11 protein-coding genes are annotated in these 6,759 nt (G+C 55.5%); 10 read left to right on the top strand and 1 reads right to left on the bottom strand.

Features of this window, described 5'->3' with window-relative positions; translation table 11 throughout:
* Positions 1–98: 98 nt before the first annotated feature.
* On the bottom strand, positions 99–371 hold the full coding sequence (locus KKC1_RS11675; RefSeq protein ID WP_088554626.1) for a late competence development ComFB family protein: 273 nt from the start codon (positions 369–371) through the stop codon (positions 99–101).
* Positions 372–510: 139 nt separating this feature from the next.
* Between KKC1_RS11675 and KKC1_RS11670 the strand changes: the two genes are divergently transcribed.
* The 10 genes from KKC1_RS11670 to KKC1_RS16360 form a co-directional block, all read left to right on the top strand.
* Positions 511–1,425 (top strand): 2-dehydropantoate 2-reductase, encoded by a 915-nt coding sequence (locus KKC1_RS11670; RefSeq protein ID WP_088554625.1) that lies wholly within the window; start codon positions 511–513, stop codon positions 1,423–1,425.
* Positions 1,426–1,673: 248 nt separating this feature from the next.
* On the top strand, positions 1,674–1,907 hold the full coding sequence (locus tag KKC1_RS11660) for a DUF1659 domain-containing protein (protein WP_088554623.1): 234 nt from the start codon (positions 1,674–1,676) through the stop codon (positions 1,905–1,907).
* Positions 1,908–1,948: 41 nt separating this feature from the next.
* Positions 1,949–2,170, top strand: a complete 222-nt coding sequence (locus KKC1_RS11655; RefSeq protein ID WP_088554622.1) for a DUF2922 domain-containing protein — start codon at positions 1,949–1,951, stop codon at positions 2,168–2,170.
* A 109-nt stretch (positions 2,171–2,279) separates the two neighbouring features.
* Positions 2,280–2,543 carry a hypothetical protein gene (locus KKC1_RS11650; protein WP_088554621.1) on the top strand — a complete coding sequence of 88 codons (264 nt, stop codon included), beginning with the start codon at positions 2,280–2,282 and terminating at the stop codon, positions 2,541–2,543.
* On the top strand, positions 2,515–2,652 hold the full coding sequence (locus KKC1_RS11645) for a YvrJ family protein (protein WP_088554620.1): 138 nt from the start codon (positions 2,515–2,517) through the stop codon (positions 2,650–2,652). The genes KKC1_RS11650 and KKC1_RS11645 overlap by 29 nt, the downstream gene beginning before the upstream one ends.
* Complete coding sequence (locus KKC1_RS11640; protein WP_088554619.1) at positions 2,649–3,188, top strand: N-acetylmuramoyl-L-alanine amidase; 540 nt, start codon at positions 2,649–2,651, stop codon at positions 3,186–3,188. The genes KKC1_RS11645 and KKC1_RS11640 overlap by 4 nt, the downstream gene beginning before the upstream one ends.
* A gap of 244 nt (positions 3,189–3,432) precedes the next feature.
* Positions 3,433–3,831 carry an IS200/IS605 family transposase gene (gene tnpA, locus KKC1_RS11635; protein WP_088554641.1) on the top strand — a complete coding sequence of 133 codons (399 nt, stop codon included), beginning with the start codon at positions 3,433–3,435 and terminating at the stop codon, positions 3,829–3,831.
* Positions 3,788–5,185, top strand: a complete 1,398-nt coding sequence (locus KKC1_RS11630) for a zinc ribbon domain-containing protein (protein ID WP_088554618.1) — start codon at positions 3,788–3,790, stop codon at positions 5,183–5,185. The genes tnpA and KKC1_RS11630 overlap by 44 nt, the downstream gene beginning before the upstream one ends.
* A gap of 139 nt (positions 5,186–5,324) precedes the next feature.
* On the top strand, positions 5,325–5,882 hold the full coding sequence (locus KKC1_RS11625) for a hypothetical protein (protein ID WP_088554617.1): 558 nt from the start codon (positions 5,325–5,327) through the stop codon (positions 5,880–5,882).
* Positions 5,883–6,076: 194 nt separating this feature from the next.
* The coding region (locus tag KKC1_RS16360) for a TAXI family TRAP transporter solute-binding subunit (RefSeq protein WP_202820060.1) at positions 6,077–6,759 on the top strand (683 nt) is incomplete at its 3' end.

Here is a 6,759-nt window from a genome sequence, read left to right as displayed (position 1 = left end):
GACCCCCGCCACTGGTGGCGGAGGAAAAACGAGTGGCGGGTAGTGGTAAAAGAGTATTTGAAACTGCTATGGTATGCGGTAAGATATTGACCGTGTTCCTAGTCCCGCCCGTGGTGGGGGTTTTTGGCCACCCAGAGGGCTGCGTCGGTAACCGCCGCCAGCACGTCGACGTTCGGCTGGATGTTCAGCTCTTCCGTACGGGTATATATTTCCCCGTGGTTGCTGACGTAATAACGGGGCGGAAGATTATTCAGCGCTCTGGCGGCGATATCATAGCGGCACCGCTCGCAGTTGCAAATTTCAGGCATTTTGGCCAGCACGTGGTCCACGGCCTGCCATACCCTTTCCTCCATCCGGTTCTTAAGCTGCACTTTTTACTCCTCCTCCGACGGTTGGCTCTTACGGCTTAATTTTACCATACCTTTGCAACAGATGGTATACTTGTCAAAAAATAGCCTTAAGTATATTATTGTAAGGTAAGAACGCGAGGAACTCGGGGGGTTAACAAAGGTGAAGATTGCGGTAATGGGCGCGGGTGCCGTGGGAAGCTATTTTGGGGGTATGCTCAGCCGGGCGGGTCGGGAGGTTTGGCTGGTTGCCCGGGGAGCACACTTGGAGGCGTTGCGGAACAAAGGTTTAACGGTAGAAAGCGACCAGGAGAGCTTTACTATTCCGGTGCGGGCTACGGGGAATCCGGGTGAAATAGGACCGGTAGACCTGGTACTTTTCTGCGTCAAGTCCTACGATACAGTGGAAGCGGCACGGCAAGCGGGACCCATGTTGGGGCCTGAAACGGTGGTGCTTTCACTGCAGAACGGCGTGGAGAATGAAGAGGTACTGGCCGGCATTGTAGGGCGGGAAAAAGTAATGGCCGGTCTTTGTTACGTACAGGCGGACTTGGCGGCCCCCGGCCTGGTACGCCAGGCGGGTCCGAAAAAAGACATTGTTTTTGGGGAACTTTCCGGTGAAATTACCGAGAGGGCACAACGCATCCTAACTGTCTTTAGGGAGGCGGGAATCAGGGCTACTCTGACTGATGATATCCGGAAAGCGATATGGACCAAATTCCTCTTTATATCTGCTTTTAGCGGTATTACGGCTGTTACCCGGTCGTCCATCGGGGCGATAAGGGAAACGCCCGAGGCATGGGAGCTCTACCGGGAGCTTTTGCAGGAGGCTTTTATAGTGGGCCGGGCCTTGGGAGTGAACCTGCCGGATAACGCAGTGGAAGAGACACTGGATTTTACCCGGAGTTTAAATGCCGATGCCACTTCTTCTCTGATGCGGGACCTGAAGAGGGGCAAGAGACTGGAGATTGATGCCCTGTGCGGTACGGTTGTTCGCCTGGGGGCCAGAGCAGGCGTACCTACGCCGGCCAGCCGGTTTGTGTACAGTGTTCTCAAGGTGAGCCAGGTTGAGAAGTAAATATAAGGTTAATGCCGGGTTACGAACGTCGCTTCGCCGTGAAGCGACTTTTTTTATTTTTGCCTTAAAGCCCGGCAGGTGGGAGGAGATGAGTGCCGGTTTGTTTGAAAAATCCGGCTTCGATGCCGGAGTCGCACCGGCCTTTATTCGCCGCCCGATAGGGGCGCTTCCTGCGGGGAGCGTCTTTTTGTTTTTCCGGCGGGGGTTAATACAATTAAGGCAGAGCACGAGAGAGAGGGGGTGAGACAATGGCTGTCACCGTAGTACCGCTGGAGTCAACTTTACGGCTGGAACTGGTCACCGGCACCGACGCCAACGGCAATCCGGTGGTGCGGACCAGTTCTTACCGGGGGATAAAGCCTGCGGCCGCGGACCAGGATGTTTTCGACGTGGCCCAAGCCATAGCCGGGCTGCAGGTACACACCCTCAACAGGATCAGCCGGGTAAATGAAAACGAGTTGATGGCCAGCGCGACTGTCTAAAAGTTAAGCTCCATCAGAAAAGTGGGAGGAGGTGAACTGGCATGATTACCAAGCGCCTGGAAATGATCTTTCAAACGGCGGGTGGCAGCCGGGCCACCATTGCCGTCCAGGACCCGCTGGACACCCTTACCGCCGACCAGGTGAAAACGGTCATGGATACCATCATTACCAAAAACGTGTTCCAAACCCGAAGCGGGGACCTGGTGGGCGTTATCGGGGCCCGTATTGTAACGCGAGAAGTTAACGAATTACCGGTAGCTTAAAAGGGTACTGGGCCGGAACCGCTCCTTACGGTATCCGGCCCGGGTTTATTAAAAGGCTGGGGAATGGGAAAAACCGGCGAGAAAATAACCATACAGGGAGGGATGGATCGTGAAAGCGACTTTGGATATGATGAGTTTCCAGGAACCGCGGAGGAAAAAGTGTGACTGCTGCGACAGGACGGGTCTAATCAGGCATAAATTGCTGGTGGCCAAGGCTGGCCTGCTGGTGGGTGACCTGGAATTTTGCCAGGACTGCGCCCGGGTGATGGCGGAGATCATGGCTGCGCGAGAGGTTAAGGAAGAGGTGGTGGAAGAATGGGACTTTGCCGGAGGGGGTGCAGGGCATGGAGAATCTGTGGACCCAGGTAGGTAATTTCGGTTTTCCCATGGTGTTGAGCATTTACCTGCTGGTGCGGGTGGAAAAAAAGCTGGACGAGCTGACGGCAGCCATATACCGGCTGGGGCAGGTGGTGGAGAAATGAGTTTCCTGCGCGAATATATCATTCTTCACCACACCGGTGCCGAAGAAAAAAACGCCCGCCAGGTAAGGCTGAACCACCTCCGCAAGGGATGGAAAGACATCGGCTACAATTATGTCATAGAGCGGGATGGGACCGTAGTTCCCGGCCGGTCCCTGGAACTTCCGGGCGCTCATACCAGGGCCGCCGGGATGAATTATCGCAGCATAGGAGTAGCCCTGATAGGAAATTTTGAGTTGACCCGTCCCACTCCCATGCAGTTGAATTCCTTGTTGTCTCTCCTGAAAAGGTTGCAGGAGGAACACCGCATTCCTGGGGATAGAATCCTGGGCCACCGGGAGGTGCCTGGAGCCAAAACCCTGTGCCCGGGAAGAAACTTTCCTCTGGATAAGGTGCGGGAAGGGTTGCAGGAACCGGTCCGGTGGTGGCGCGTTCAGGTGGGGGCCTTTCGGGAGCAGGCCAGGGCGTACCGGTATGCGGAATGGTTGCGGAGCCGGGGCCTCGAGGCGATAGTGGTTTCGGATGGTAAAAGTAACTAAAAATAGTAATTAGTTCTTGACTTACAAACAGATGTTCGATATAATTTTTGCGGAATAAAAATCAAGGAGGGACAACGGATGAAAAAAATTGAATTCGAAAATTTATGGCCGGAGATCTGCTGTTTTTTTCCCATTTATGAACGATTCCCAGGCCGCCGCAGGCCCGGCCCTTGAGGGCTGGGGATAAGGCGGCCAAAAACTTCGACTGTTGTAATTATATTGCCGCTTGTGGTATAATCAGCATATGAGACGCAAGTTTAAGTCTAACAACAAAGTCGTCTATTCGTGCAAGTACCATGTGGTTTGGTGTCCTAAATACCGCCGTCCTGTCTTAAAAGACGGGGTGGACGTGCGGCTCAGAGAAATCCTCCACGAAGTAGCCCGGGAAAGGAAAGCCGAAATCATCAAGCTGGAGGTCATGCCGGACCATGTCCACCTGCTGGTGGAGGTAGACCCGCAATTCGGCATCCACCGGCTGGTGAAGCTCATGAAGGGCCGCTCCTCCCGCATCCTGCGCCAGGAGTTCCCCTGGCTAAGGTCCCGGTTACCGACCCTCTGGACAAACAGCTACTTCGTGGCCACCGTTGGGGGTGCTCCCCTTGCAACCCTGCGAGAGTACATCGAAAAGCAAAAACACGTTTGAGACGCCAAGCTTCGTATGTGAGATCCCCCTGCGGTTTTCCCGCGCACAGGAGAAGAAACTGCTGGCCCGTCTGGAGGCGGCCCGGCAGCTCTACAACGCCTGCCTGGGAGAGGCAATGAAGCGCGTGCGGCTCGTCCGGCAGTCAAAGCTCTGGCAGCAGGCTCAAAAAGAGCCGGACAGAAAGCAGAAAAAATCCCTCTTTCGGGAAGCTCGTTCTAAATACGGTTTTACGGACGCGGCCATGCAGCACTATGCCGTAGAAATACGGCGCTCCTGCTGGATAAAGGAGCACTTGGACGTGCACGTGGCCCAGAAGCTGGGCACCAGGGCGTACCGCGCAGCCGGACGGGTACTCTTCGGGGAAGCCCGCAGGGTGCGCTTCAAAGGCAAAAACCAGATGGACACCGTCGAGGGCAAGAGCAACGCCGCGGGCATCAGATGGCGGAACAATTGCGTGGCCTGGAAGGGCCTTATTCTTCCCGCGATAATCGACCTCAAAGACCCGATAATCCGCCACGCCCTTTCCTGCCGCATCAAGTACGTCCGCCTGGTGAGGCGCAAGATAAACGGCCGCAACCGCTTCTACGCCCAACTGGTCTGTGAGGGCGTACCTTACCAGAAACCTCAAAATGCCCTGGGGGAAGGTGTTGTCGGCATCGACATCGGCCCCTCCACTATTGCCCGGGTCAACGGCACGGAAGCCCACCTGGACCGCTTCTGCGAGGAGCTGGCCGACAAGGAAGCGGAGATACGGAGGCTCCAGCGCAAGCTAGACCGCTCCCGCAGGGCCAACAACCCTGAAAACTACAACCCGGACGGCACGGTAAAGAAAGGACCTAAGAAGTGGAGGGAAAGCAAAACGTACCTCAAGACCCGGGCGCGCCTTGCCGAAGTTCAGCGTAGGCTTGCGGACCACCGCAAAAGTCTCCACGGCAGGATGGTCAACGAAACCCTGCGGATGGGCAACGTGTTTAAATTCGAAAAGCTTTCCTACCGTTCCTTGCAGAAGGTGTTCGGCAGGTCGGTGAACACCCGGGCGCCGGGGAAATTCATCCGGGAGCTCACCCGCAAGGCTGAAAGTGCTGGCGGGAAAGTTCTGGAGTTCTCCACCAGGCTCGGGCTTTCTTCCCGCTGCCACTGCGGGGTGCGGAAGAGGAAAACCCTTTCGGAACGCTGGCACGTTTGTTCCTGCGGGGTGAGGTGCCAGCGGGACCTATACAGCGCCTATTTGGCGCGTTTTGTCGAAAAGGTCAAAGACAGTGAATTCGAGCTCGACGCGGGCGCTGCCGCGAGGCAGTGGCCGGGTGCGGGGCCGCTCCTGCAAGCGGCGTCGGGCCGCATTCCCAACCCCTGAGTGTCCGGCACTTGCCCGACAAGTGCCGGACAGCCCCAGAAGGGGACAGAAGGGGTCGCTGCGGAAGAGGGGATAGCCAAGGCCGAGGCCCGGGATGCTGTAGTCCCGCCTCCTGGCGGCGGCGAGAGCCCGGGAGAGGTTGCGGTGGTTCCCCTCAGAACCCCCCGGCTTTAGCCGTGGGGAGGCTCAGGAAAGCGGCGGCAACTATACGGAGGTCTGGTTTGAGCGGGGAGAGCGGCTGGTTGACCCCCGCAGGGTCAAGACGGTAGTGAGGGCTCTGGCCGGTGTTTTTTCGCAGGACCCCCGCCTTTTGCGCAAACGGTACGCCAAAACGGCGGGAACCGACAAGGCCATTCCGCTGCCCTTGCGAGAGGATTTCGTTTTGGTGCCAATTAAAACCCGGACGGCCTGGCATAAAGACCACGGTACCTGCGGTTATGTAGTACTCTCCAAAGTTGTCAGTTATGAAGCAGTGGAAGAAGGAGAATTCCGCTCCCGCATTTACTTCTCCAACGGCATGGTGTTGAAATCGCTTTGGCGGATCGATACGGTAAGAAACAAGTTTCACCAGGCAGAAGATGTGCAGAAGGAATACCGGCGCCTGTACCTGGTTAAAAGTACACCCCGGGAACTGCGGGAGTACCTGCCGGCAGGAAAGCTGGTGTACATTATCGATGAAAGACAAGCCTCAGGCTGATGGCTGCCTGGGGCTTTTATAGGCGCTTCAGGCGATGCCTCCATCTGTTTTGGAAAAATTCAGTAAATTTACCGGGCGGGAAGGAAAAAGAGAAAGTTTATAGAAGTAAAAATAGTATCGAGTTTTAATAAGCCTGAAAAGCTGCACGAGCAGGCAGACCAGGCGGCAAAGAAAATAATTGAAGGGGGTATAGCGTGAAGAGGAAAATTAGTTTACTTTTGGTCATGTTGTTTGTTTTTTCTCTGTTTGTGGTAGCTTGTGGAAAGGGGACTGAACCACCAGCCGGTCAGCAAACCGGTGAACAAGAGCAAACGGGTGAAGGTAAAGTCACTAGACTGCTTATGGCTACTGGTGGTACCGGCGGAACCTATTACCCGCTGGGCGGAGCCATGGCCAATACCTGGAACGACCACATTGAAGGCTTGAATGTTACGGTTCAGTCCACCGGGGCTTCGATCGAAAATATTCGCCTGCTTGCTTCCGGGGAAACCGAACTGGCAATGGCTATGAACGGCCCGGCCATCCAGGCCATTACCGGAACGGGTGATTTTGAGGGCCAGCCTCTAGAGTTTGCGGCGATAGGGGTTATATATCCTGAGGTAATGCAGATTGTTACCCCTAAGTCCACGGGCATTAAAAGTATTGAGGATTTGAAAGGGAAGAGGGTTTCTATAGGGCCTCCCGGCAGTGGTACAGCTTCTGCCGCCGTAAAAATTCTTCAAGCCTATGGAATTGACCCGGACAAGGATATCCAAAAGTTTCAAGATACCTTTGCTGACGCCGCCAGAAAGCTTAAGGATGGCAATTTGGATGCTGCCTTTGCGGTGCTCGCAGTACCCGCGGCTAACATTCTGGACATCACCACAGCCACACCCGT

Origin of the sequence: Calderihabitans maritimus (genome assembly GCF_002207765.1) — a bacterium.
Taxonomy (GTDB): Bacteria; Bacillota; KKC1; order Calderihabitantales; family Calderihabitantaceae; genus Calderihabitans; species Calderihabitans maritimus.
This window is presented reverse-complemented; position numbering and strand designations above follow the sequence as displayed.